Below are 1,543 nucleotides of genomic sequence, written 5' to 3' on the forward strand. Positions count from 1 at the left end.
GAGGCATCGGCGCGTTTTGCCAGGCGAACACCCGCACCCCAGCCATTTTCGGGGATGAAAATTACACCTGCGCCTTCCAGGGCGTGCTTCATATCCTGAAGGGTTCGTTCGTAGGGAGAACGCTTCCCGGCCTCGAAATTAGCAATCGTCGCCTTGGCGACTTTCGAGGCCGATGACAGATCGTCCTGAGACCATGCCAAAAGGGCACGAGCAGCGCGGCATTGAGCGGAAGATAGACACAAAACAATAACCCTGCATCAAAAGTGTGATTCTGCCTCGGGCAGATTATATTAAAAACGTAATCTCGATACAAGCGATGATGAGAGCAGGTGCATAACGGCACAGCATGTTGTGAGCCCTGGAATGGGCACGCCTATTCCATTCATTCGACCTTTAATACTCCACGCTCAACTATCGAACGACCAAGTTGATTGACTGAATATTATTAAAGTCTAATTTAGCTTACCTTTATCACGCACCCGGGAGGTAACAATGCGTGAGCCGGATATGCAAAAACTCGATGCGCTTGTCGGTCGTCTTGTTGGGGACGTCGGCGCCGCCATGTCAGGTGCCTTGGTCGTGCTTGGCGACCAGGTGGGGCTCTTCAAGGCGATGGCCGACGGAACACCCATGAGCGTCCAGGATCTTTCGGCGAAAACGGGGGTGAAGGAGCGTTATCTCAGGGAATGGCTGAGCGCGCAGGCGGCTGCCGACTACGTCGCTTACGATGAAAAGACCGATCGTTTCAGCCTGACGCCGGAACAGGCGATGGTCTTTGCCGAAGAAAACAGCCCGGCCTTTTTCGTGGGTGCCTTCGAGGTCGTTCAATCCATGTGGATGGACGAGCCAAAAGTCGCCGATGCCTTCCGCACCGGCAAGGGCCTCGGCTGGCATGAGCACAGCACCTGCCTCTTTCGGGGAACCGAGCGGTTCTTCCGCCCGGGCTACAACAGCCATCTCGTCAATGAATGGATTCCGGCCCTTGGCGGCGTCGAGGAAAAGCTCAAGGCCGGCGCCAGTGTCGCCGATGTCGGCTGCGGTCATGGTGCCTCGACCATCCTGATGGCGCAGGCCTATCCCGCGTCCCGCTTCACCGGCTTCGACTATCACGGCCCGTCGATCGAAAGGGCAAAGGCTGCCGCGAAGGATGCGGGTGTAGCCGACCGTGTGACCTTCCAGCAGGGATCGGCGGCGGAATTTCCGGGGCGCGGCTATGACATGGTCGCCATGTTCGACTGCCTTCACGACATGGGCGATCCAGTCGGCGCCGGCCGGCATGTCAAGGAAACACTTGGGCCGAACGGGACGTGGCTGATCGTCGAGCCCTTTGCCCATGATCATCTCAAGGACAATCTCAATCCCGTCGGCCGTGTCTATTACGGTGCGTCGACGATGATCTGCACACCGGCATCGCTCTCCCAGGAGGTGGGGCTCGGACTTGGCGCACAGGCGGGAGAAATCAAGCTTCGAAAGGTCGCGCTCGACGCCGGGTTCACGCATTTCCGCCGCGCCACGGAAACTCCGTTCAACATGGTGTTTGAGG

2 protein-coding genes are annotated in these 1,543 nt (G+C 58.0%); one reads left to right on the forward strand and one right to left on the reverse strand.

Going from position 1 to position 1,543, the window contains the following annotated elements; all coding sequences use genetic code 11:
- Positions 1-242: helix-turn-helix transcriptional regulator (locus FY112_RS37775; protein WP_151518657.1), on the reverse strand; the 242-nt coding region annotated here is incomplete at its 3' end.
- A 250-nt stretch (positions 243-492) separates the two neighbouring features.
- Between FY112_RS37775 and FY112_RS14590 the strand changes: the two genes are divergently transcribed.
- Positions 493-1,543 (forward strand): class I SAM-dependent methyltransferase (locus FY112_RS14590; protein WP_151518655.1); only part of this gene is annotated, 1,051 nt, incomplete at its 3' end.

This window comes from Rhizobium sp. PEPV16, assembly GCF_008919455.1.
GTDB classification, from domain to species: domain Bacteria; phylum Pseudomonadota; class Alphaproteobacteria; order Rhizobiales; family Rhizobiaceae; genus Rhizobium; species Rhizobium leguminosarum_Q.